Consider the following 22759-nt stretch of genomic DNA (forward strand, 5'->3'; position numbering starts at 1 on the left):
AGTTAAGTGCTTTGTTGCGCTTAACTCTCATTATTAAGATTCAAGTAGCTGCTGTATATACTCGGATATTGTCACATCTTCCTGTCCCAATAACGCGTGATAAATTTTCCCAGGAAATGCAATAGACCTTTCGCCGTTCTTAAAAAATGTTTGAGGCGGCTCGTTTTCACTTCCGTCAATGAATACCCACTCTCCGCCAGCTTCTTTTTTATACACCTCCCCCGCATACGCTCCCAGCATATATGAGTATGTGAACAACTCTTTTTCATTTAGGTGCTGTTGATTCAGTGAGTTGATGAGTTGGTCTACCAAAGTGAGACTGTTCAATGAATAATCGGGATGCTGGGGACCCGTACTTTCAATGAAAGAAATCGCGTCTTTAGCAGTATCCATCATTAACTGTGAGAATTGTTCATTGTCCATTGTTTAGTGGTCCTCTATCCGTAAGTAAATATTCGCGATGAAATGTTAACGTTTTGAATGTGTAATTATGTTATCCGCGTAGTCATATTATCATCTTTTACTGATCACTTCCCAAGAAAGTGGACTAGCAAAATCTAAATCAGCTAATGCGGTTTTGCCTATGATTTTATCAAGGTATTTAGGGGGTAAGCCATACCCAGGCCGCACGCTCCGAATGTTGTTGGTGGTGAACATTTCACCTTTCTTTATTGCTTGAGTAACATAGAGTGAGCGTCTAAATTGAACATTTTGTTGTTCGCTACTCGTTCTAGCGTAGGAGATTTCTCCTAACGCAGACCAAGCGACGTAGCTTGCTTGGCATAGCTGTTTAAGTTCTTGAGGCTCCAGAGAAAAACTATCGTCTGGCCCTCCTCCGAGTCGATTTAATGTAATATGTTTTTCAATTATTGATGCTCCTAAAGATACTGCCGCTATTGCCGTTGTATTATCAATCGTATGGTCAGATAAACCCGTAACGACGTTAAATCGCTGGCGCATATCGTGTAACGTTCGCAGGTTATATTCTTCGGGGAGAGCTGGATAAGCGCTGACACAATGTAGAATTGCAAGCTGTTTGCAGCCAGAAGAATAGGCCGTTTCAATTGCTTCTTCGATCTCCTGTGCGTTAGCCATTCCTGTTGAAATAATCATGGGTTTGCCAGTTGAAGCAACGTACTTTATCAACGGTAAATCTATCGCCTCAAAAGATGCGATTTTGTAGGCTGGCGCATTTAGATCCTCTAAAAGATCTACAGCGGTATTATCAAAGGGTGAGCTAAATAGGGTTATATCGATAGTTCTGGCATACTCGAATAGTTGTGGATGCCAATCCCACGGCGTGTAGGCTGATTCATAGAGTTGATAAAGTGTATTCCCATCCCATAATCCGCCACTTATCATAAAATCTTCTTTATTGCTATTTAACGTAATTGTATCGGCGCGATAGGTTTGAATTTTCACCGCGTTAGCACCTGCAGATTTTGCTACTTTGATGAGAGACAATGCATCATGAATACTGCCGTTATGATTGGCGGATAGTTCTGCAATGATATAGGGTGGCAGATTCTTTCCAATACGTTTTTTGTCAATCATTATTTCTTGGGTCATCAATGGCTCCCATCCGCTTTTTGTCGGTAGCGGTTGCTTTGGATATGGTGGTAATTTTGTTTTTGAAACAATTGGTTAGAGGCTTTATTTTCGGGTAGAACCGTGGCGTAAAAATCGGCTTTTGGAAAACAGTCTCTTGCTAATTGTAAGGCCGCTTTTGCTACACCTGTTCGTCTAACATTAGGGGCTGTAATTATTGATATCTCGTATTGGGATTGATCGGCTAATTGGTCTAGCCGAAGCATACCTAAAGGTTCTCCGGTACTTACGAGCATATATAAATAACTATTAGTTTTAGACAATTGATTATAGAACCACTGTTTATGTTCGACCCAGCTAGGAGCGTGTGGGTTTAATGCATATTGCCGTGTTGATGGCTCGCATTGCCACTGATAAAGCAGTTTACAATCAGTTGTGCTGGCTAATTTTAAGTGAGCAAGTCGCCCATCTAATAGTGGTCGTCGATATAAACTTAGTGTTGTTCTAGTAACGCCTTTTCCATCAATTAAATCTAAAGCACTATTCACCATTTCTGAGTAATGTTCTTGGCAATATTGTATTGCTTGCTCTAATGTTTCAGAGTTAATATGTTGAGGTTCTCCTAACGATAGGGCGGCACCTTGCTTAGCAAGTACAGCGCATATTTCTTTTTGGTTACTTGCTAGTTCAATATTTATACTCGGTAGGCCCAGAGAACAGCGTTCCCAAGCACTAGCTCCACTGGCACCTATCGCCAAGTCATAATGGCTTAATATTTCAGCCATGTTGCTGATAGAATTTAATACTGTACATTGTTGAAATCGTGATTGAGCGGTTGCGTTTATTAGCGATCGATGGTTAGGATTATTTGGGCCCACAATAATTGCAATTTTTATATCGTTTGCTATTGATGAGTGGTTGAGGAGTTTTAGTAAAAATTCACTCACATTGGTTCGGTCGGTCCCTCCAAGATTTATTAATATTTTTTTTATTTGAGTACATAAAGATCTATTCGTTAATGCTGAAGGCTTAGCGATTAAGAATTCATCTCTTATGAGTGCATAGTCGCTACCCAACAGTAATTCAGTCTCTGGGCTCACTAGTGAGTGGTAATTTTGCTTAATTCGCCCATAGGTTTGATCTATTAATATATCGCAGTTGTGGCTTCTATTGGCGAGGTCATCTATCACTAATATATTTTTTACGCTATCTCGCAACCGTGTCTCCCAGCGGCTATTTATCCCATAGTGATCGATGATCAAGTAATCAATTTGCGTAACTTGATTAAGATATCTGATTGTTTCATTAGCGTCTACTTGGAGATCACGTCCCAACCAACTATTGGAGTTTTCGGGATCGATACTTAACATAGGTTCCGAAATGGTGAAAACTGAGAATCCAGCACGAGTGATTAAGGCGTTTAAGTGGCCTGGTTGTTCAGCTGAAATAAAGTAAACTTGATGGCCATTTTTTTTAAGCTGATGGGCTAATGACAAACATCGGTATACATGGCCACTGCCAATGATGAAAGAAGCATCAACGCGAAATGCAACATTCATGCACGTTGCCTATAATCATATAGAAACTCTGCTAATGCCCAGTCTTGTATGTCATCGATGTCTACGCAGCTATTTTTAGCCACCACCAAACCAATTGATTTTTCGCTATATATAGGCGTATGGTTTAAAAACGCGCCAGCTCTTCCCCAGTAAAATTGGCCAGTGTCATAAAATGCTTCACTTAAGTCTTGGCTGCGAGTATTTAAATGCTCTGCTTGTCTCATTGATATAAAACCGCTTGTATTTAGATGTAATGCGCGTTGGATAGGGGCGGGGTATCGTGAAACAGGAAGCAGGTAGTCGGCATTTTGTTGTATGAGTAGCTTTTTGCCTTCAATTAATTGTGTTGATGTTACAAAAGGTGCCGTTGCGTAAATACAACAAACATTGTCAATTTTCGAATTGTTATTTAATGTTGCTATGGCATGCTGGATCACATCAATTGTTGTTGCATAGTCGTTAGCTAATTCCGAAGGCCTAATAAATGGCACTTCTGCCCCATATTTTATGGCGATATCTGCAATTTCTTTATCATCCGTTGACACAATCACTCGTTCAAAGCATTCACTTGCCAAAGCGGCTTCAATACTATAGGCAATAATCGGTTTACCATGAAACAATTTGATGTTTTTTCTAGGGATCCGTTTGCTTCCACCGCGAGCTGGAATTATTGCAATATTTGTCATGTTAATGCCTTGGCTAGCGTTGCGACTATAAAATCTTGTTGTTGATTAGTTAGTGCTGGGAAAAGCGGTAAACTTAAGGCTGCTTGGTAATACTTTTCAGCATTTGGGTAATCCCCCAATCGATGACCTAGTGCCTGATAATAGGGTTGAGTATGAACTGGGATATAATGTATGTTCACGCCAATCCCCGCGGCTTGCATCGCCAGATATACAGACAATCGTTGTTCTGGCTGCTGTAGTTGAATAACGTATAGGTGTCTGGCTGATATCCCATCAGGGTGTTGTTTTGGTGCTGTGACTGCGAGTGGCATTAACAGTTTATCGTAGTGATTGGCTAGTTCGTTTCTCCGTGTGACCCATTGATCAATACGTTGAAGTTGTGATAAGCCCAAAGCGCCTTGTAGCTCAGTCATTCGATAATTAAAGCCCAAGTCCAATTGCTGATAAAACCAGGGACCGTCGGGTTCTTGGGTCATTTTGTTGGGGTCACGGGTTACCCCATGGCTTCTTAATAACGCGATTTTTTGCGCTAAAGTATCTGAGTTTGTTAAGGTCGCACCGCCTTCACCGGTGGTGATTATTTTTACAGGGTGAAAACTAAACACCGTAATATCACTAAACTCACAACGACCGATTGGCTGATTTAAATATCGAGCGCCAATGGCATGTGAAGCATCTTCAATGATCTTGAATTTGTATTGCAGACTTAAACGATGAATAGCCTTTATATCACAAGGTTGACCACACATATGAACGATAATAAGCGCTTTTGGCAAACAATTATTTAGCGCCGCTTGCTCGAGTTTATTTTTGAGCTTGTTAGGGCAAATGTTGAATGACCTAGGGTCAATGTCAACAAAATCTACTTGAGCACCGCAGTAAAGAACACAATTGGCGGATGCGACAAAGGTAATTGGGCTGGTCCAAACTATGTCACCGACACTAATATCGAGGGCACGGCAAGCCAGATGCAGAGCACTGGTTGCCGAGTTAACCGCTAGTGCATACTTTGCTCCGGTATAAGCACATAAGGCCTGTTCAAATTCAGGAACTTTAGGTCCTTGGGTTAGGTAGTCAGATCGCAATATATCTACAACGGCATCAATATCCTGCTGAGATATCTGCTGTTTACCATAAGGAATCATGATTCTGCCAATTGATCGAAAGCTAAAATTTGTTCTGAATCGAGAAAATTTGGATTAGTTTGTGAGTGGTATTCAAAGCCTTGCGGGACAGGGGTTCCTGTCTCATCAATTAGATTTCGAGAATAGTTGTGGTCATCATTATAAAATTTAATACTGGGGCAAATTACGAAATGGTCTTCAAATTCCAAAGTGAGATGAGAGTCATCACCGGGACACATAATCTCATGCAGTTTTTCTCCGGGTCGAATACCGATAATCTTGATCGGCAAATCAGAAGCATAGGTTTTGGCTAAGTCGACAATTTTCACCGAAGGAATTTTGGGAATAAAAATTTCACCGCCATACATACGGCTAAAGTTTTTTAGAACAAAGTCCACGCCTTGCTGTAAGGTAATCCAAAATCGAGTCATATCTTGATGTGTAATGGGTAAGTGGTCACTTCCATTTGCGATTAATTGCTTGAAAAATGGTACAACTGAACCGCGAGAGCCGACTACGTTGCCATATCTCACAACAGCGAACCGTGTGTTACCTTGACCGACCATATTATTAGCAGCTACAAATAATTTGTCAGAGGCTAGTTTTGTGGCACCGTAGAGGTTTATCGGCGCCGCCGCTTTATCTGTAGATAATGCAATTACTTTGGTCACGTTGTTTTCTATGGCCGCTTTTATTACATTTTCGGCCCCATGAATATTGGTTTTAATACATTCCATTGGATTGTATTCGGCGGCAGGTACTTGTTTGAGTGCGGCAGCATGAATCACATAATCAACCCCATTCATTGCTTGGATTAAGCGTTCTCTATCTCGAACATCGCCAATAAAATAGCGCATACACGGGGCATTAAACTGTTGTTGCATTTCGTATTGTTTAAGCTCGTCACGAGAATAAATGATTAAACGCTTTGGGTTGTAACGCTCTAAGATGGTTTTTGTGTATTTTTTACCAAAAGAACCCGTTCCACCAGTAATCAAAATCGATTTATTATCAAACATAAGCACCCTTAATTTTCGAACACAAGTATTTTAAGCATAAATTAAGCCAAAGAATAGGTTGTAGGCATTTTTACGCGTCGGTGCAAAAAATATCGCAAATATAATCATGAGATCGGATATTGAGCCTTAAGTCGTTCATTGCACCTTGCTCTGACTCTGGCAAAACAATAACTTCTGGTTCTATTATGCATTGCGTCAAAAAAATGGCAATCGGTTCGTGATTACTTAGCTAGTTAAACTTGAAATAGTGACTTATTTGTTAACACTAATCAAATTAGATAGAAAAAGATAGCGTGTGACTGGGTGGCATTAAATTTGCTTTTGAATTATAGGATGGGTAAATTGAAACACTGTATTTGTATGGATAAATAATGATGACAGAGTTGGTTGACTGGAAAGGAAGTAAAGTCCTAGAAGAAGTTTTTTCTCAAGATGAGAACCTAAGCTCCCTCAGAGGTAAATCAAATCAATTGACATTATTTCTGCAGGAGCTAGAGCGTAATAGTGATTGTGATAGTGAAGCAAGTAATCGCGTGTTTCATATGTTACTTCAAGATTTAGAACAGTTGGCAAAGAAAGATCAAAAATGGTTGATTTGTTTGCTGTCTATACATTTGGTGTACGGTGAAAAAAAAGATGCGATTGGCCAGCTGGTTCATATCTTATGCCATAGCAATTTAAACTTTGATATTAAATGGTTCGTGTATTGGGCTCTTGTCAGGCATTTCTTCCTTAATAATTTAGATTATGATGAGAGTTTTAGATTTAAAACGTTATCTGAATCTTACAAAGCTATATTTAATGACTTCTATATTGGGTTAGGTAAGGCTGTAAATAAAGTTGATAGTATTGTAAGTGTCCTAATGGAACCTGAATATTTATCCAAGAAATCATTAAAAAATAAAATAGTTTTGGTTACAAATCAGTTTTTAACAGAAAGTCATGCTCCAACTTCTTTGTGCTTGAATATGGCGAGAGAATATATTGAGCTTGGTTTTCATGTTTCAATAATAAATTTAGCTATGTTACCTTCTGATTTCCCTGTTATATTTGTAGGAGGAAACACGTTTAATAACATTTTGCAATATAATTTACCTCAAAATAAAATATACATTGATGGTGGTGATGTGAATTTAAGAGCTACATCTGATTCTCAGACTACTATTTGTTATTGTGGGATTGATATACCGTTTTGTCAGTTGGAAAATGTTGAGCAGATGGCGGTTGTAGTTTCTAATTTGTTGATTGAAAAGCCCAAATTGGTTGTTTCCATATCCGATAATAATTTACTGGCAGATGCTCTCGCAAAGATCGGAGGAAATGAATTTCCAGTAGTTACTCATCCTACCTCTTCTGGGTTGCCTATACAGCTTGATACAATACCTATGTATCTAAATCATCCAGTGGCGGGGATGAGTGAACTAGAGAAGGATAACTCACTCACTTTGACTCGTTCATATTCAACTCGTCACTTTTCATCTGGATTAACTAGAGCTGAATTAAAGCTGCCTAGCGATAAGTTTTTAATATCAGTTGTGGGTAATCGTTTGAAGAGTGAATTAAGTGAAGAATGGATTGATAGTGCGAAAAAAATATTGAATGATTTTGATGATATTGTTTTCGTATTTATTGGTTCGCTTGAACATGAGATATGCCATTTTTTTGAAAAAGAAATAGACCAAGTTGTATTTTTGAATTATCAGCCAGATCTATATTCGGTTATTAATCTAACTAATCTATATTATAACCCGGATCGCTCTGGCGGGGGGATTAGTGCATTAATGGCCCTCGGTGCTGGGATTCCAGTTGCTACACTCTCTCGTATATATAGCGATGTGGCTTGGTGGGTTCAAGAACGATTTTCTTTTAATACTTATGATGATATTTTTTCGTATATTGTCAATTGCAAAGTTGACCTGAATTTTTATGAAAAAGAGTGTAAAGAAGCACGGATAGAATATAATAGTATACTTAACGCGCCATCTTCATTTAAAACGATTCTCGTTGATTGCGGCTTGATTTGACAACTGTATTGTTGATCAATTCCTAGCTTAGGACGCAAGTATCCTAAGCTATTTCGCTATTTAGTCGGTGAGCCAAGCTTAGCCATTTTGTTCATCGCCCCCGTGCTTGTCATCACTCTTGCCACTTGTGCATTGTACTTAGTCGTGTGTCTAGAAGTAGTTCTAGGGTCAACTAAGATTAGAATATTGATGAAACAGAACGCGCAGCATAATGAACTCCGCTTTCTTGTGGCTGGATTTAGGTCCGCGTAAATTATAACTACTGATGCGGATACCCTGGGGACCCTCCAGATTTAAATGTAATCTCTTGAATTTGGTCCAACATTGAAAATTAAATCTATAATTGATAGGTTTTCATCATCGATTTTATTTACTTGTGGGTAGTTAGAATAATGAGAGTAATCCATCCATTGTACCTCTATTGATTTTTCTGCAAATAGCCTATTGTTTATATACCCCTTGGCTGCAGGACCACTAAGATATATGTCTGCCTCTAATATTTTACACATGTCTACAATTTTTTGGTTTCTATCTGTGTTTGGTGGGATTTGTAATTCATTCGAATTTAGTATTTTTGTTTTAATGTTTAAGCATTTGTTTATTTCTAAGATTAATGCATAATTTAGCTCTGACAAATATTTCCAATCTTGCTGATATATAGGCTTGAATCTAGAATGATATTCATCGAAGTGTGGGTGGTTTTTATAATTTTGCTCAAGTGTTTTCCAGTGTTTTTTGTTCCATTTATCGTTATGTATTTCTATTGAGTAAATGCTTTGATTTAAATGTTTGTGTTTAACAGGAATGGTTAACCATTGAGAGCCTTGTTTTGTTGATATTTTATTTCTGTTACGCCAGTCATTTTTAGTGTATTGAGCTGTATCGTATATAACAAATATATCTGAACGAGCAATAATATCAAAATAACCACGCCATGGAATATAATTAGATTGTGAAATAGATATAACTTTCATATCATTATTCCTGATGATATATGCTTTTCAATAGGCTTTGCTGGTACCCCATAGTATTTGGTGTTTGGTTCGGTTGAGCTAACAACTACAGAACCTGCGCCAATTAGTGTTTCATCGGTAATTTCGAGTTGTTGAATAATTGTTGCGTTGAATCCAATAAAGCAGCTGTTACCTAAGTAAGTTTTTCCTCCTAGAGTAGCATTGGCAGCAATAAAGTTGTGATCTCCAATTATGCAATCATGACAGATTGTTGCTCCCGACCATAAGATATTATTATCTCCTATATTACAAAATGGTTCTATTATCGTTCCAGGAAATATAATGCTATTCTCTCCTAACTTAACTGATGAATCGATATGTGCACTTTCACTAACATAACTTGCCATTGAATAGCCTTTTGATTTTATAATATCAAAAGCTTCTTTCCTGATTCTCATGTTTTTATACCCTATCGCTAGTAATATTTTTGTGTTGCTGGTCGAGATTATGGATGACAAATCATTAAATGGTATTAGGGGCTTTCCATATGCACTATTTTTAATACAGTATTTTTTATCGGCGGTATATGCTATTATACTATTATGCTTTGAATTTGAATTATTGATATATTGTGTGAGTAACTTGGCTAAGTCTCCTATTCCATAGATGACAATGTCCATTTTATATCCTCTATCCTTGACCAGACTTATAAAGTCGAATTTCTTCAGGTAAATAAAATTCTTTCAGTGAGGTAGGTACTCTAACATTCATACCTAAGAATTGCTTTCCTATATTACCTAATTGGCTTATCATTTCTTCTGGTACTAGTCTTGGAAAATCAAATCGTTGTCGCATATATGAGCGGCAAAAATTGATCGTTAGTGCATATCTTCCTTGGTTGGTTATGTTTTCTCCCGCAGCATGAACGAGCCTAGCATTAAAAATGATCATATCCCCTTTTTTACATACGACTTGTTTAGCATTTTTATAGAATGTATTTTCATCTGGAATGTTTTTCTTTAGGTGAGAACCAGGAAGGTAAAGTGTTGCACCATTGTCGATATTGAAGTCATCTAAAGGAAAAATCACCCCGATGTTAGTTATATAGTTTTCAATGAACCTAGGGCAATCTACATGTATTCGGCTTCCATAGTTTTTGCTTTTAGGGAAAAGGGTGGATGACTGATAAGCATAAACAATACTCGAATTATCTAAAAAGATAGAAACATATTTATACAAAATAGGATGATCTAGTAGTTTAAGAAGGTTTTCACCATGTATCATACAATTGTGAACCATACCTTTATCAAAACGATCACTATTTGAACGAAGGTTTTTTTCTGTCGCTTGTAGTAATTCACATTTTAGTTTTGAAATTAAATCAATTGACAAAACTGAAGGGATTATTGAAATTCCATTTTTCATAAAATCTTCGTTTGTTTTCATGTTTACATTCCTATTTAACCAAAATTATTCTTAAATATTTATACAGAGAGGATGACATGGGTAAAAGTGACGTTAGGTATTGATTTATTTTTTCTGCTTCTTCAGGACTATTATTATGAAATATTGAACCTTGGTTTATGTACCATTCATATTCGATATGACATTCCTTGAATCCGATTTTCGTTGCTATATGTCGCACTTCACTTTCGAGAAATCCCTTTTTATAAGTTTTTATAGGTTCTGCTTTAGCTAACAGTTCTGGGTCAATGCCGAATTTCTTTTCATAATGAGAACCATTATGAAGCCCTGCCTGGATTTCTCGGGTTATAATTGAATTGTGCGTTATATCTTTTTTCTCAGCGCGTTCTAGTGCTTGAATGAACATTCTATTTGGATTTAAATCTGTATAAAATACGCCATTGCTGGCTAATACTCTATAAACTTCCTCCAGAAATATTTCATAGTTAGCTAAGTGGTCCATAAATGAATAAGCTGTTGCAAAAGTAAAACTATTATCTGGGTAAGGCGTTGCTTCAGCAATACTGTTAGTTAAAGTGATGTTGCCATTTGATATATCAACCTCATCCATCATTTCTTGAGTTATGTCTACACCATGAACTTCATCAAACAAGTCTTTGGTTAAGTTTATGATGAAACCTGTTCCACAACCAAAGTCTATTAAGCGTTTTGTCCCCGCTCCATTCTTTATCAATGCCATAATGATGTTTCTTACCTTATCTTGATTTTCCTGTCTAAAATGTGGACTTCTTTGATAGTCACCATTTTTAAGAAGTAGAGTATGGATTTCTCTATTAGAATTTAGAGTTTGATTATGAGTAGCTTCTGACATTGAGCACCTGTGATGTGAATCATAAATAGCTATTTATTTAATATATGAGCGATAGACTCGCGAATCAAGTCGGGTTAGTCGTATTTTTTGAGTAGATATAAGTTTGTTTGACGGGTAGTACTAATAGTATTCAGGGGCGTTGTTGCTCAAATAAGATTGAACCTTCTAGCCTTTTCGCGATCTGATCGTTAAACCGAAACAGTCTGGTCGCATCATGGGCGAAGCAAAAGGTAACATCGTTAACTGGAAACAATACAACACAGTGTTCTGGTTAACTTAAATTGGACACTTTTAATTTAGTATTTTCAAGCTCTACGGATAACTGATCACCGTTGGCTGAATGAAGCCACTCTAAGTTGTAATATTTCGTGTAAGTAACCACATCCTGCAAGGCAAGCTCGCGAACGTTCTGAACACTTATGAATGATCGATTTGAAGATCATATTTAGCAGTGTTCATATATTCTTTTTTAAAGAAAGAGATTAACCCAAATCGAGCTTTAAACTGCTAAATAATCGTTCGGCTACCGCATTGTTCCAGCATGCGCCTATGTCTCCCATGTTTGAGATAGAGCAATGCTCTCTAAGCGTTTCATTATTGAAACGATTAACGCTCAATTGAAAAATATTGCTCAAATATAGCATTCTCGTTATCGAAGTTTACACGGATTTATGCTCAATCTTTTGGGTGGCTTGATTGCCTATTGCTTAAAGCCAGAAAAGTCATCACTAAATCCCCCTGTTGAAAAAACGGGTCTAACGGCAATGGCTTAAACCGATCTCAGATTAACTATGCAATGATGGGGATGTTATTGCTCTATAATTTTCTAGTTTAAGCGAGCGTCATATTTTTGTCGGTTTTGTGGCTTATGGCTTGCGAATTTTTGACGCCTGTTTACAATAGTTGCAATCGATATAGAAAATGTGATGTCGCAAGGTAGCTGAGATTATATGCAGAGATTAGGGATGCAAGCATCCAAAATGGTTTTAGTGTTGGATGGAGAGCCGACGCGAGCAAAAGAGCTTGAAACGGTGCTGGGTTTTATTGGTCAACAGTTTAGCATTTGTGAGCGTAGCAGTATTGAACAGCAACTCAACGGCATTGAAACGGTTATTGTTATCAGTAATGAGACCCCTCAGGCATTTGATATTATCAGCCAGTTTCCTCAGTGCCCTTTTATTAGTGTTGGTGATGGTGACGCGATTGATACAGTACCAAACTTAATTGGCCATTTAGACCGTCCTTTCAGTTATGAGCAGCTGACTCAGCTATTACATCATTGCGATGCTTATCTGACTCATTTACCCGGTAAAGTCTCGCCAGCGAAAAGCGAAAGGTTAAAGCAAAACTTGATTGGTAAAGGGATAGCTATTCAAGAGATCCGCCATCTAATTGAACAGGTAGCAAGTAAAGAAGCCAATGTACTGATCCTTGGTGAATCAGGTACCGGTAAAGAGGTGGTTGCGAAGGCGATTCATGACCATTCACCGCGTAGTGGTGGTCCGTTTGTTCCAATTAATTGCGGGGCGATCCCTCCTGATCTGCTCGAGAGTGAGTTGTTTGGGCATGAAAAAGGCGCATTTACTGGCGCCTTTGCTATGCGTAAGGGGCGTTTTGAATTAGCCGAAGGGGGGACGCTGTTCCTCGATGAAATTGGTGATATGCCAATGCCAATGCAGGTTAAATTACTGCGAGTATTACAGGAGCGCCAGTTTGAGCGAGTTGGTGGTAGTAAAGAGATTCACGCTAATGTCAGAGTCGTGGCGGCTACTCACCGTAAATTAGAACGAATGATCGAGCAAGAGAAGTTTCGAGAAGACTTATATTATCGTTTGAATGTTTTTCCTATTGAAATGCCTTCGTTACGGGAACGCCAAGATGATATTCCACTATTATTGCAGGAATTAGTCAATCGCCATGAGGAAGAACATGCTGCCGTAGTGCGTTTTACGCAACGAGCGGTGGAGTCCTTGATGCAACATCAGTGGCCGGGTAATGTTCGTGAGCTATCGAATTTAGTCGAACGCTTGTTGATTTTGCATCCAAATCAGATCGTTGATGTGAATGATTTACCACCTAAGTATCGGCATATTGAGGCTGATGTTTACGAACCCAATTATAGTCCTGAGTTAGCCGAACGAGATGCCTTGCTCGCGATATTTAGTGATGAAGATGCTTCGGTATTTTCAGAGCCAAACCCAGAACTGTTATTTCCGGTCGAAGATGAGGTCGAATTGGCGGACGATGGCTGGGGAGGAGGGCAGCAATTACCAGATGAAGGTGTCAACTTGAAAGAGTTATTGGCTGAATTGGAAGTCGACCTGATCCGTCAAGCACTTGAGCAGCAAGATGGGGTTGTGGCTCGCGCCGCCGAGCAACTAGGGATGCGCCGAACCACCCTCGTAGAAAAGATGCGAAAATACGGTTTAAATAAAGACGGTTGAGTTATTTCCCATGTAATGCACTGAATAATAGTCTTTTTTTTGTGGCATGATATTTGATTGTACAAGTACTGATAACGGTTTTATGACGCGGAGCAATTGTCATGCCTTCAGTACTTATACAACAGCAACCAGCTAGTCTTTCTGAGCATAATCTCGCTCAAATTTTTGATGTAATGCCCTCTGGCTTGATCTTGCTAGACAATAAAGGTTTTGTCTCTCGCGCTAATCCAGTCGCTAAACAACTGCTGGGAGATGATATTGAGCAGCGGCGATGGGCAGAAGCCGTTCCCAAATTATTTGCACCGAAAGCCGATGATGGTCACGAGTTATCTCTGGTTGATGGGCGGCGAGTTAAGTTGAGCTTGTCCCCATTACAAGATACGCAAGGCCAACTCATTGTTCTCACTGATATGACTCATACTCGGCAATTGCAGGCGAATGTTGCAAAGCTCCAGCGAATGTCAGCACTTGGTAATATGGTTGCGTCATTAGCCCATCAAATTCGAACCCCACTCTCCGCAGCAATGCTATATGGCTCAAATCTTTCTAATAAAACCTTATCCGATGCGTCTCGAGAAAGCTTTCAAATCAAAATGATGGCCCGTTTAAATGATTTAGAAACGCAGGTCAATGACATGTTGTTATTTGCTAAAAGCGGCCAAAAAATGGTTGTGAGTACGGTGTCCGTTCAACAACTATTGGAGCAGTTGCAGGCGGCAACTGATGCTTGTGTTCGCCAATATAAAGTGCGGTTGAGTATCGTTTGTTGTCCGCAAGAGATCGATATTCTGGTGAATGCGAACGCTTTGGTGTCGGCGCTCGCGAATCTTATTGAAAATGCAGCGCAACTTAGTGAAGAAGGTCAAGAGATCCGAGTCTCGGCTGGATTGAGGGAGCATATGTTGGTGATTGCAGTAGAAGATCAAGCCGGAGGGATAGCTATGGACCAAGCGGATAAGATTTTTGAACCCTTTTATACGACCAAGCAAAATGGTACAGGTTTAGGTCTCGCCGTTGTGAAATCGGTGGTTAAGGCTCATCAAGGCGATATTTGTTTAGAGGATACTCCATTAGGGACTCGTTTTTTGGTGAGCTTACCACTTGCTGAACCTTATCATCATGAGCTTGCTGTGGGAGGGCAATAATATGAGTCAATCTAGAATTCTCATCGTAGAAGATGATTCTGGTCTTCGTGAAGCTTTGGTGGATACTCTGTCTTTGGCGGGTTATTTATGTGAACAGGCGAATAGTGCTGAGGCGGCCTTACTCACGCTCGCTGATGAACCGATTGATCTGGTGATTAGTGATGTGCAAATGGGCGGTATGGATGGTTTGAATTTATTAAAAAATATCAAACAGAAATGGCCACAACTCCCAGTATTGCTGATGACTGCTTATGCAAAAATTGATGATGCGGTTTCGGCGATGCGTGATGGCGCGATCGACTACTTATCAAAGCCCTTTGCACCTGAAGTTTTACTCAATCAGGTTGGGCGTTACGCGCCATCAATTAAGGTTGAAAAGCGGGAGCCTATCTACGGTGATCCATCTACCGAAGCCTTATTAGAGTTGAGCAAAAAGGTGGCTGCATCAGAAGCCTCTGTCTTGATTAGTGGCCCTAGTGGTGCAGGTAAAGAAGTACTGTCACGTTATATTCACGATAGCTCGGCACGCGCCGAGCAGCCCTTTGTTGCGATTAACTGCGCGGCTATTCCGGAAAATATGTTGGAAGCCACGTTATTTGGTTATGAAAAAGGCGCTTTTACCGGGGCGATTAAAGCCTGTCCTGGCAAGTTTGAGCAGGCGCAGGGCGGGACTATTTTGTTGGATGAAATCAGCGAGATGGATCTTGCTTTGCAAGCCAAGTTACTGCGGGTGTTGCAAGAGAAAGAAGTAGAGCGTTTAGGCAGCCGCAAGATGATCCAACTTGATGTACGTGTTATCGCAACCAGCAACCGAGATATGCGTGAGATTGTTAGTCAAGGACGATTTAGAGAAGACTTGTATTATCGTTTAAACGTGTTTCCATTATCGTGGCGGCCTCTGAATCAGCGTCCCGGCGACATATTACCTCTGGCGCAGCATTTGCTGTTTCGTCATAGTAAACGTCACTGTGAGCTGAGTTTAAGTGCCCAACATAAGTTATTAAACCATAGCTGGCCGGGCAATGTACGAGAACTGGACAATGTAATGCAAAGGGCGCTTATCTTGGCTAATGCCGAAATAATTGATAGTGACTGCTTGGTGATCGAGAACCAATTAGAACCCAGTCAAATACAATCGGTACTGGCTGAATCAACCGCCAATAGCGAGCCTTTAGGTAATGAATTGCGTCAGCAGGAGCAACAGATTATTTTAGAGACGCTAAAATCCTGCAAAGGAAAGCGTAAAGATGTGGCCGAAAAGTTAGGAATTAGCCCAAGAACCTTACGTTATAAACTGGCTCGAATTAAAGACTCGGGGATTGAGTTGCCAGCTTAACTTTAAGTGCATCGGCCTACCGGTGTTGGTAGGTTGAAGACTTAAGCACCAACATCATGCATGCGCTAGGCTGTTTGCTTAAGCCTAAAACCGCCAAGGAAAATCAAAGCAAGTGCCATAAGCAGGATTGTTTGTGGCTCAGGAACTGAGCTTGTGCCTATGCTGAGAGTATAAAGTTGGAAATACTCGTTGCTGTGGGTTGCGCCGTCTTGTTCTCTGACTTGAATTTTGTTGAAGGGGGCGTTGATAAAACCCATAAATAACTCAATATTGAAGAAGCGGTGGTGAACATCGTTTGGCCGATATTGCTCTCATCATTGAAAAAGTTGATGGTGAAGGTACTGGCTTTCGAGTCGTCTTCATCGCCAGAGGCAAGCGCCTGAAATAGTATGTCAAAGTTTTCATCGTCATTAACGCCCTAGGATAAGCCATCTCAGACCCTCGTTGAGGTGTAAAGATATGTGGACTGGTTGCGGGGTTACCAACAGCAATTGGCATTGTTGATAGTGATGTTGCCACTTTGACTAACAAGATATTGATTGGTTAAGCCAGAACCTCTTGCGAATTGCTCCTGCTGCCACGTATTGCCGCCAGAGGCTGTGGTGGTAATATTGGCAGAAAGGGGGTGTGAAACAAGTAACAAAACTGTCGCGATCAAAGGAAATTTTTCATCGAAAATTAATCATCTTTATTGAATTTTTATATAAGCTTTTTAATTTATAGTTTCTTTTGTTTTTACGTGTTATCTAAATCAAAATCATTGATGTATAAGGTTTTTATTCTGGCTGGCTCGTAACTTTTTATTAAAATGTGCTTGTTATCAAAAAAGCTGAAGCGAAATATTTCCATTTCACGTACAATGAGGCGCATTTTTAGCTGGGGCCTTTTAGGCTCATGTTGTTTCATGTTGAGGGGGACTGATGACTCAAAACGTTCCGGTAGTGACTATCGATGGTCCAAGTGGGGCAGGTAAGGGAACTCTATGCCAACGTTTAGCGAAGCATTATCAATGGCAATTGTTAGATAGCGGTGCCATTTATCGGGTATTGGCGCTTGCGGCCATTCATCATAACGTAGAATTAGACAATGAAGAGGCCTTGAGTTTATTAGCCGCACATTTAGATGTCCGTTTTGAAGCGCAGGATGGTCAAACCATCGTGATTTTAGAAGGTGAAGATGTCTCTTTGGAAATTCGCCAGGAAACCGCGGGGAATGCAGCATCTAAAGTGGCCGCTTTTCCGCGAGTAAGGGAAGCGTTGCTGCGGCGTCAACGTGGCTTTAAAGCTGCACCCGGTTTGATTGCCGATGGTCGCGATATGGGAACAGTGGTATTTGTTGATGCTCCCGCTAAGATTTTTTTGGACGCTAGTGCGGCAGAACGCGCGCAACGACGTTATAATCAGTTGCAAGATAAAGGCTTTGATGTTAGTTTTGACCACCTTTTGAGCGAAATTGAAGAACGAGACCAACGAGATAGAAACCGTTCGGTTGCTCCTTTAGTTCCTGCTCAAGATGCGTTAGTCATTGATTCTACGTCACTTTCTATTGATGACGTCGTTTCAATGTCGATAGATTTTATCGACAAACAATTAACCCAGTAATCACTGGGACTTGGTGCGCCTATAACATGGATGAAATAGGTGTTTATTATTAACCCCATTTAGCGGGATTGCTGAGTGGCCGTTTCTATATGTGTAAATTATAAAATGACTGAATCTTTTGCTCAACTCTTTGAAGAGTCTCTACAGAATTTGGAATTTCGTTCTGGTTCTATTGTTAAAGGTACTGTAGTAGGTATCGAAAACGGTATGGTATTAGTAGACGCTGGCCTGAAGTCAGAATCTGCAATTCCTGCCGAGCAGTTTAAAAATGCTGCTGGTGAATTAGAAATTGAAGTCGGCGCGGAAGTTGATGTAGCCCTTGACGCAGTAGAAGATGGTTTCGGTGAAACTGTTCTTTCTCGCGAAAAAGCGAAACGTCATGAATCGTGGATCCAACTTGAGAGTGCTTACGAAGAGCAAGCAACGGTTGTTGGTATCATCAATGGCAAAGTTAAAGGCGGCTTTACAGTTGAAGTTAACACCATCCGTGCATTCTTGCCTGGTTCACTAGTTGACGTTCGCCCAGTTCGCGATACCGCTCACCTAGAAGGCAAAGAGCTTGAATTTAAAGTTATCAAGCTTGACCAGAAACGTAACAACGTTGTGGTATCTCGTCGTGCTGTTATCGAAACTGAAAACAGTGTTGAACGTGATCAACTTCTTGAGAACCTACAAGAAGGTCAAGAAGTTAAAGGTATCGTTAAGAACCTTACTGACTACGGTGCATTCGTTGATCTTGGCGGTGTTGACGGTCTTCTACACATCACTGACATGGCTTGGAAACGCGTTAAGCACCCAAGCGAAATTGTTAATGTTGGTGATGAAATCAACGTTAAAGTACTTAAGTTTGACCGTGAGCGCACACGTGTATCTCTAGGTCTTAAACAGTTGGGTGAAGATCCATGGGTAGCAATTGCTAACCGTTACCCAGAAGGTGCTCGTCTTGAAGGTCGCGTAACTAACTTAACTGACTACGGTTGTTTCGTTGAAATCGAAGACGGTGTTGAAGGTCTAGTTCACGTTTCTGAAATGGATTGGACTAACAAAAACATCCACCCATCTAAAGTTGTTAACGTGGGTGACCTTGTTGAAGTTATGGTACTTGATATTGACGAAGAACGTCGTCGTATCTCGCTTGGTTTGAAACAGTGTAAAGTTAATCCATGGGAGCTATTCGCTAGCACTCATGATAAAAACGACAAAGTTTCAGGTAAGATCAAGTCTATCACTGACTTTGGTATCTTCATCGGCCTTGACGGCGGTATTGACGGCCTTGTTCACTTATCTGACATCTCTTGGGATGCTCAAGGTGAAGAAGCGGTTCGCGACTTTAAGAAAGGCGACGAAATCGAAGCTGTTGTACTACAAGTTGATGCAGAACGTGAGCGTATTAGCCTAGGTGTTAAGCAGCTTGCTGAAGACCCATTCAACAACTACCTTGCAGATCTTAAGAAAGGTGCTCTAGTTAACGGTACCGTGACTGAAGTTGATGCGAAAGGTGCAACTGTTGAACTAGCTGGTGGTGTTGAAGGTTACTTACGTGCTGGTGATGTAAGCCGAGACCGTGTTGAAGATGCTTCACTGGTTCTTTCTGTTGGCGACAAGCTTGAAGCCAAGTTTGTTGGTGTTGACCGTAAGAATCGCGTAATCAGCCTTTCTATCCGTGCTAAAGATGAAGCGGATGAGAAAGAAGCAATGGCTACTCTGAACAAGAAAGAAGATGCTCAGATTGGTAACGCAATGGCTGACGCGTTCAAATCAGCGCTTAAAGGCGAATAATCAACAAATCTTATAGATTTAATTGATTGAATATTGGGGGGGACTTGTCCCCCCCAAGTTCTTTATCTACACTGGTATAAGTTCCCTTTATCAATAGCTTGGAGAATCCATGACTAAATCTGATTTGATTGAAATACTCGCGAGTAAACATATTCAATTTACCAGTAAAGAAATTGAGTCGGCGATTAAAGAAATTCTAGAGCAAATGACTAGCTCTTTGCAGGAAGGCGATCGGATTGAGATCCGTGGTTTTGGTAGTTTTTCTCTGCATTTTAGAGCACCACGGGTTGGGCGAAATCCTAAAACGGGTGAAAAAGTCGAACTCTCTGGAAAGCACGTGCCTCACTTTAAACCCGGTAAAGAATTAAGAGAACGAGTAAATATAGGTCTATAGTATTGTTTGTTGTACAAATAGACGATCTTGGCTGGTTAAATTAAGGTGATTACTGCATAATTTCCCTAGCTTTTATTTGGCTTAGGAGGTTGTGTGAAGGCGATATTTTCTACCTTACTTTTAGTTGTATTGTTTGTGCTTGCTTTAGCGCTTGGCGCTCAAAACGAACAGATCGTGAGCGTAAATTATCTTATTGCAGAATCAAGTATACGGCTATCATGGTTAATGGCTGGCCTCTTTATTAGTGGCTTCGTTTGTTGCTTGTTGTTCTTGTTAGCTTTTTATACCCGTATTCGGATAGAAAAAGTCAGCTTGAAGCGACGTTTAGTTAAGCAGCAGAAACAGTTGAATAAGTTGCAGAACGAGACGGTCAAGGATAATTAATGCTTGGCTTGTTGTTTTTGCTATTACCTGTTGCTGCGGCCTACGGCTGGTATATGGGCCAGCGCAGTGTTCGACAAAATCAACAACAACAAGCCAATCATGTTTCTAAACAATATGTTGAAGGTTTAAATCTACTCTTAGCCAATCAGTCTGACAAAGCGGTCGATTTATTTATTGACTTGCTTCAGGTTGATGCCGAAACCATCGATACTCACCTCGCCTTAGGTAACCTTTTTCGACAACGCGGAGAAGTTGACCGAGCTATTCGCATTCATCAGAATCTTATCGCCCGAGAAGGGATCGATATTGAACAGCGTAACTTAGCCCTACAACAACTTGCGAAAGACTATCTTGCCGCAGGTTTATTCGACCGCGCAGAAGCCTTATTGTTGGAATTGCAAGACGAGCCTGACTATCGGCAGTTGGCACTTAAGCAGTTGTTGAATATTTACCAGCAAACCCGAGAGTGGCAGCAAGCCATCGATATTGCGAAGAAACTTAGCCCTAAAGATCTTTCAGATGTGGCCCAACAAATCGCTCATTTTTATTGTGAACAAGCTCAAGAGTATGAAACGGCAGGCAAAACCTCCAAGAGTTTAGCCTTGCTTAAGAAAGCTTTATCTAGCGATAAAAATTGTGTTCGTGCAAGTCTCCATTTGGCGCAAATTCAAGCCAGCCAAGGGGATTATAAGACTGCGTTAAAATATCTTAATCAGATCCCAGAACAAGATATTGATTTTGCTCCTGATGCTTTAGCCATTTATAAGCGATGTAGTGAGCAGTTAGCAAAGCCTGAATATTACCGGGAATTTTTGGAATATAGCCTTGCGATTAAAGGGAGTGCTAGTGTGGTCGTTGAGCTTTCCGCGTTATATCAAGAAATGAATGGTGCTGAACAAGCTCAAGATTTCTTGGTTGACGAATTAAAGCGCCACCCTACTATGAAAGGATTTCATCATTTAATGGGGCTTCATCTTGATTCTGCTGAAGAAGGCCAAGCCAAGCAGAGCTTACAGGTACTAAGAAGCCTCGTGACCCAACAGTTAAAAATTAAACCTCATTATCAATGTCGACGTTGTGGATTTTCGTCGCATTCTATTTATTGGCACTGTCCCTCGTGTAAAAGCTGGGGCACAGTGAAACCGATAGTCGGGTTAGATGGAGAATAGAGTTAATGCAAGATCCGAAAGTATTAGTCGCCTTAGATTATGCCGATCTAAAGCAATGTATGGCCTTTGTTGAACAATTAGAGCCCGGCTCTTGTCGACTCAAGGTGGGTAAAGAAATGTTTACCTTGTTTGGTCCGCATTTAGTGAAAGAGCTTCATCAACGAGGGTTTGAGGTGTTTCTTGACCTTAAATTTCATGACATCCCCAATACAGTGGCTAAGGCTGTTGCAGCAGCGGCTGAGCTCGGGGTGTGGATGGTGAATGTTCATGCTAGCGGTGGCCGCAGAATGATGGAAGCAGCCAAAGCGGCATTAGTGCCATTTGGTGACAAAAAACCTAAGCTAATAGCGGTTACGGTGTTAACCAGTATGGAGCAAGCCGATTTAGCTGAGATAGGGATTGATTTAGATCCGCAGCAGCAAGTTGAGCGCCTTGCGACCTTAGCCAAGCAGTGTGGTCTTGATGGGGTGGTCTGTTCTGCGCAAGAAGCCGCTGCATTGAAGGCGATGTTAGGTAATGATTTTTCACTGGTTACGCCTGGTATTCGACCAGAGGGGAGCGCTCCAGGCGATCAACGACGAATCATGACACCTTCGCAAGCGATGGCTGTCGGTTCCGACTATTTAGTAATTGGCCGACCGATAACTCAAGCAGAATCGCCGGCACAAGTGTTGTCGTCAATTAACCAGCAGCTATTGGACTGAACGGTTTCGCCATAAAGGCAGCCATGATAGTGGTGCTAGGCTAAGGCCAATTAAGGTATAGATGAGATGAGCATCAATAGCGATATCGATGCCTATCATTTGTTTTATCCATGGGTCAGCACCATAGATTTGTTCGAATAATAGTTTCATCGCTAAGCCTAGCACAACAACCATCCCAATTTTTGCTCTGCCCTTGATGATATCAATACAGGCCGCATAGGCGATTAAGCCATGGATGAGAGCTGACAAACCAACATACTCGCTGTAAGGTCCATAAAGTAGGGCATAGCCCCCTAAACCAGAAATAATTAAACTTAATTGTAAAAACTGCCGGTTAGAGAGGCGATCATTGTAACAAAAATAAATGAGGATGAGGGCCGCAATATTCATCAGCCAATGGGTAAAATTGTTATGGCAAAAGTTACCACTTAGTAGGCGCCAATAGTGACCACCTAAAATGGCGCTACGTTGCCAACTGGCGGTATCGGCATGGGGTAACAATAACCACGAAACACTTAACATGAGCCATAAGAACCAATGTTGCTTTAGGATTAGTTTAAACATTAAAGTCCATAGTTTGCAGGGTTAAAGCGC

The 22759-nt window shown here is 40.5% G+C and carries 22 protein-coding genes and 2 pseudogenes; 11 read left to right on the forward strand and 13 right to left on the reverse strand.

Translation table 11 applies throughout. From position 1 onward, the window contains the following. Positions 1 to 33 precede the first annotated feature (33 nt). The 6 genes from ACRRS1_RS08940 to pseB form a co-directional block, all read right to left on the reverse strand. On the reverse strand, positions 34 to 423 hold the full coding sequence (locus ACRRS1_RS08940; RefSeq protein WP_432467960.1) for a hypothetical protein: 390 nt from the start codon (positions 421 to 423) through the stop codon (positions 34 to 36). Positions 424 to 513: 90 nt separating this feature from the next. Then, positions 514 to 1569: a pseudaminic acid synthase gene (gene pseI, locus ACRRS1_RS08945; protein ID WP_432467959.1), complete on the reverse strand. Its 1056-nt coding sequence runs from the start codon at positions 1567 to 1569 to the stop codon at positions 514 to 516. Continuing rightward, positions 1569 to 3107: a UDP-2,4-diacetamido-2,4,6-trideoxy-beta-L-altropyranose hydrolase gene (gene pseG / locus ACRRS1_RS08950; RefSeq protein ID WP_432467958.1), complete on the reverse strand. Its 1539-nt coding sequence runs from the start codon at positions 3105 to 3107 to the stop codon at positions 1569 to 1571. The genes pseI and pseG overlap by 1 nt, the downstream gene beginning before the upstream one ends. Next, the gene (pseF, locus tag ACRRS1_RS08955; RefSeq protein WP_432467956.1) at positions 3104 to 3793 is read right to left on the reverse strand and encodes a pseudaminic acid cytidylyltransferase; all 690 of its coding nucleotides are present in this window, start codon (positions 3791 to 3793) and stop codon (positions 3104 to 3106) included. Before pseF ends, pseG begins: the two co-directional genes overlap by 4 nt. Continuing rightward, positions 3790 to 4938, reverse strand: a complete 1149-nt coding sequence (gene pseC, locus ACRRS1_RS08960) for a UDP-4-amino-4,6-dideoxy-N-acetyl-beta-L-altrosamine transaminase (RefSeq protein ID WP_432467955.1) — start codon at positions 4936 to 4938, stop codon at positions 3790 to 3792. Before pseC ends, pseF begins: the two co-directional genes overlap by 4 nt. Beyond that, positions 4935 to 5936 (reverse strand): UDP-N-acetylglucosamine 4,6-dehydratase (inverting), encoded by a 1002-nt coding sequence (gene pseB, locus ACRRS1_RS08965; RefSeq protein WP_432467954.1) that lies wholly within the window; start codon positions 5934 to 5936, stop codon positions 4935 to 4937. Before pseB ends, pseC begins: the two co-directional genes overlap by 4 nt. Positions 5937 to 6307: 371 nt before the next feature. Here pseB and ACRRS1_RS08970 point away from each other — a divergent pair, with 371 nt between their 5' ends. Next, a complete protein-coding gene (locus ACRRS1_RS08970) occupies positions 6308 to 7960 on the forward strand; it encodes a hypothetical protein (RefSeq protein ID WP_432467953.1) in 1653 nt (550 codons plus the stop codon). A gap of 293 nt (positions 7961 to 8253) precedes the next feature. On the opposite strand, the gene ACRRS1_RS08975 is transcribed toward ACRRS1_RS08970, so the two are convergent. From ACRRS1_RS08975 to ACRRS1_RS08995, 5 genes and pseudogenes are all read right to left on the reverse strand, one after another. Further along, positions 8254 to 8934: a WbqC family protein gene (locus tag ACRRS1_RS08975; protein WP_432467952.1), complete on the reverse strand. Its 681-nt coding sequence runs from the start codon at positions 8932 to 8934 to the stop codon at positions 8254 to 8256. Beyond that, a complete protein-coding gene (locus ACRRS1_RS08980; RefSeq protein ID WP_432467951.1) occupies positions 8931 to 9593 on the reverse strand; it encodes an acetyltransferase in 663 nt (220 codons plus the stop codon). The genes ACRRS1_RS08975 and ACRRS1_RS08980 overlap by 4 nt, the downstream gene beginning before the upstream one ends. Before the next feature lie 10 nt (positions 9594 to 9603). After that, positions 9604 to 10359: a phytanoyl-CoA dioxygenase family protein gene (locus ACRRS1_RS08985; RefSeq protein WP_432467950.1), complete on the reverse strand. Its 756-nt coding sequence runs from the start codon at positions 10357 to 10359 to the stop codon at positions 9604 to 9606. A 10-nt stretch (positions 10360 to 10369) separates the two neighbouring features. Next, positions 10370 to 11209 (reverse strand): class I SAM-dependent methyltransferase, encoded by an 840-nt coding sequence (locus ACRRS1_RS08990; protein ID WP_432467948.1) that lies wholly within the window; start codon positions 11207 to 11209, stop codon positions 10370 to 10372. Positions 11210 to 11480: 271 nt separating this feature from the next. Then, a pseudogene (locus tag ACRRS1_RS08995) lies at positions 11481 to 11775 on the reverse strand (hypothetical protein); the annotation flags it as partial. Between ACRRS1_RS08995 and ACRRS1_RS09000 the strand changes: the two are divergent. From ACRRS1_RS09000 to ACRRS1_RS09015, 4 genes and pseudogenes are all read left to right on the forward strand, one after another. Continuing rightward, a pseudogene (locus ACRRS1_RS09000) lies at positions 11776 to 11982 on the forward strand (transposase); the annotation flags it as partial. A gap of 192 nt (positions 11983 to 12174) precedes the next feature. Then, positions 12175 to 13653: a sigma-54 dependent transcriptional regulator gene (locus ACRRS1_RS09005; protein WP_432463033.1), complete on the forward strand. Its 1479-nt coding sequence runs from the start codon at positions 12175 to 12177 to the stop codon at positions 13651 to 13653. A gap of 101 nt (positions 13654 to 13754) precedes the next feature. After that, positions 13755 to 14798, forward strand: a complete 1044-nt coding sequence (locus tag ACRRS1_RS09010; protein ID WP_432453506.1) for a sensor histidine kinase — start codon at positions 13755 to 13757, stop codon at positions 14796 to 14798. 1 nt (position 14799) lies between these two features. Beyond that, the gene (locus ACRRS1_RS09015; protein WP_432467947.1) at positions 14800 to 16134 is read left to right on the forward strand and encodes a sigma-54-dependent transcriptional regulator; all 1335 of its coding nucleotides are present in this window, start codon (positions 14800 to 14802) and stop codon (positions 16132 to 16134) included. A 65-nt stretch (positions 16135 to 16199) separates the two neighbouring features. Here ACRRS1_RS09015 and ACRRS1_RS09020 read toward each other — a convergent pair whose 3' ends face one another. Further along, on the reverse strand, positions 16200 to 16391 hold the full coding sequence (locus ACRRS1_RS09020; RefSeq protein ID WP_432453504.1) for a PEP-CTERM sorting domain-containing protein: 192 nt from the start codon (positions 16389 to 16391) through the stop codon (positions 16200 to 16202). Positions 16392 to 17054: 663 nt separating this feature from the next. On the opposite strand from ACRRS1_RS09020, the gene cmk reads away from it, so the two are divergent. The 6 genes from cmk (at position 17055) to pyrF (ending at position 22165) form a co-directional block, all read left to right on the forward strand. Then, positions 17055 to 17735: a (d)CMP kinase gene (gene cmk / locus ACRRS1_RS09025; RefSeq protein ID WP_432459177.1), complete on the forward strand. Its 681-nt coding sequence runs from the start codon at positions 17055 to 17057 to the stop codon at positions 17733 to 17735. Between the two features lie 105 nt (positions 17736 to 17840). Further along, positions 17841 to 19514 carry a 30S ribosomal protein S1 gene (gene rpsA, locus ACRRS1_RS09030; RefSeq protein ID WP_432456190.1) on the forward strand — a complete coding sequence of 558 codons (1674 nt, stop codon included), beginning with the start codon at positions 17841 to 17843 and terminating at the stop codon, positions 19512 to 19514. A gap of 109 nt (positions 19515 to 19623) precedes the next feature. Further along, positions 19624 to 19908 carry an integration host factor subunit beta gene (locus tag ACRRS1_RS09035; protein ID WP_432453502.1) on the forward strand — a complete coding sequence of 95 codons (285 nt, stop codon included), beginning with the start codon at positions 19624 to 19626 and terminating at the stop codon, positions 19906 to 19908. Positions 19909 to 20001: 93 nt separating this feature from the next. Continuing rightward, a complete protein-coding gene (locus ACRRS1_RS09040) occupies positions 20002 to 20292 on the forward strand; it encodes a LapA family protein (RefSeq protein ID WP_432453501.1) in 291 nt (96 codons plus the stop codon). Next, positions 20292 to 21461 (forward strand): lipopolysaccharide assembly protein LapB, encoded by a 1170-nt coding sequence (lapB, locus tag ACRRS1_RS09045; protein WP_432453500.1) that lies wholly within the window; start codon positions 20292 to 20294, stop codon positions 21459 to 21461. The genes ACRRS1_RS09040 and lapB overlap by 1 nt, the downstream gene beginning before the upstream one ends. 5 nt (positions 21462 to 21466) lie before the next feature. Further along, positions 21467 to 22165, forward strand: coding sequence for an orotidine-5'-phosphate decarboxylase (pyrF, locus tag ACRRS1_RS09050; RefSeq protein ID WP_432459178.1), 699 nt, complete (start codon positions 21467 to 21469; stop codon positions 22163 to 22165). Here the strand turns inward: pyrF and rrtA are convergent. Beyond that, positions 22154 to 22729, reverse strand: coding sequence for a rhombosortase (gene rrtA, locus ACRRS1_RS09055; protein ID WP_432467946.1), 576 nt, complete (start codon positions 22727 to 22729; stop codon positions 22154 to 22156). The two genes, pyrF and rrtA, sit on opposite strands and share 12 nt — an antisense overlap. Positions 22730 to 22759: the final 30 nt, after the last annotated feature.

This window comes from Agarivorans sp. Z349TD_8 (assembly GCF_050870825.2).
GTDB lineage: Bacteria > Pseudomonadota > Gammaproteobacteria > Enterobacterales > Celerinatantimonadaceae > Agarivorans.